The organism is Kocuria rhizophila, from assembly GCF_003667225.1.
Taxonomy (GTDB): Bacteria; Actinomycetota; Actinomycetes; order Actinomycetales; family Micrococcaceae; genus Kocuria; species Kocuria rhizophila.
The window spans coordinates 1-1,550 of sequence record NZ_RCOM01000155.1; the positions used below are offsets into that span (position 1 = coordinate 1).

The 1,550-nt window shown below is 71.7% G+C and carries 2 protein-coding genes; both read right to left on the reverse strand.

All coding sequences use genetic code 11. From position 1 onward, the window contains the following. Window positions 1-248: 248 nt before the first annotated feature. A complete protein-coding gene (locus D9R02_RS11770; protein ID WP_121566959.1) occupies window positions 249-908 on the reverse strand; it encodes an NAD(P)/FAD-dependent oxidoreductase in 660 nt (219 codons plus the stop codon). Window positions 909-982: 74 nt separating this feature from the next. Next, the coding region (locus tag D9R02_RS11775) for an oxidoreductase dimerization domain-containing protein (protein WP_183085997.1) at window positions 983-1,550 on the reverse strand (568 nt) is incomplete at its 5' end.

The window sequence follows — 1,550 nt, forward strand, 5'->3', positions numbered from 1 at the left end:
GAGAAGTTCCACCGCGTCTCCCGCCGCCACGTGGCCCTGCCGCTGGGTACCCACGCGAACAAGGAGGGCCGCACCGCCGGGATCAACCTCGGCGGCGGCTACGCCACCTTCCCCGGGGTGCTCGGCACCGCCGTGACCAAGATCTGCGACATCGAAGTCGGACGCACCGGCCTCGGCGAGGTCGAAGCGCAGGCGGCCGGCTTCGACCCCGTCACCGCCGTGGTCGACTCCACCACCCGGGCCGGCTACTACCCCGGGGCCAAACCCATCCGCACCTCCATCCCGTACCCTTCCATCGCGGTGGCGATGAGCGCGCCCATGTCCGGGTCCAGGGCCGGCAGCGGGGCCGGGGGGCGTCCGATCACGGTGATGTCCACGCCCCAGGCGCACAGGGCCTCGGCCAGTTCCAGGCCGATGTAGCCGGCCCCGACGACCACCGCCCGGCCCGGCCGGTCCCGCTCCAGCACCGCCCGCAGGGCCAGGCCGTCGTCGAGGGTCTGCACCCCGTGGATACCGGCCGCATCGATCCCGGGCAGTGGCGGGCGGGCCGGGGTGGCCCCGGTGGCGACCATGAGCTGATCGAAACCCTCCCAGGCCTCCCGGCCGGCGGTCAGGTCGCGCACGAGCACGGCGCGGCGGTGCAGGTCGATCTCCAGGACCTCGTGACCGGTGCGGGCGTCGATGGCGTGGTGGTCGCGGAACTGTTGCGGGGTACGGGCGATCAGCTCCGTGGTGTCGGCGACGTCCTTGCCGATGAAGTACGGGATCCCGCAGGCCGAATACGAGGTGTAGTGGCCCCGCTCGAAGGCCACGATCTCCAACTGGTCCTGGGGCAGCTGGCGGCGGGCGGCGGAGGCCGCGCTCATCCCCGCAGCATCCCCACCGATGACGATCAATCGCTGAGCCATGACTTCCCCTTCCGTACAGTGCCTGCTGAGTCGTCAGCTCCGGGCCGTGCTCGATGCTCGAGGCCGGCCGATCCTCACGCGGCGCAGCAGGAGAGTTTGGTGACATCGGTGCGGAAGGACTGGGCGGCGATCTTCAGGCCCTCGGCCATCGTCAGGTACGGGCACCACAGGGTGGCAACCTGGTCCACCGTCATCCCCGCGGACAGGATGTAGACCCCGGCCGCGGCCAGGTCCCCGGCCTCCTGGGCCACCGCGGTGATCCCAACGATCCGCCCGGTGCCGGCATCGGCGACGATCTTCACGAACCCGCGGGTGTCACGGTTGACCAGCGCCCTGGGCACGTACTCCAGGGGCAGCACCCGGCATTCACACCGGAGGCCGGCTTCCCGGGCCTGCTGGTCGGTCATGCCCACCGCCGCGATGGCCGGGGAGGTGAAAGTGACCCGCGGCAGGTGGGTGTAGTCGACCCGCAGCCCCGCGCCGTTGAAGGCGTTCTCCACCGCGGTGACCCCGTGGGCGGAGGCCACGTAGACGAACTCCGGGTGCCCGGTGACATCCCCGGCCGCCCAGATCCGCGGGTGGGAACTGGCCAGGGTGTCCTCCACGAGGATTTCCCCCCGCTGCCCGGTGGCCACCCCCACC

Bases quoted from the DNA above. Each gene is read 5' to 3' on its own strand.
- D9R02_RS11770 (WP_121566959.1), bottom strand. From the start codon at position 908: ATGGCTCAGCGATTGATCGTCATCGGTGGGGATGCTGCGGGGATGAGC.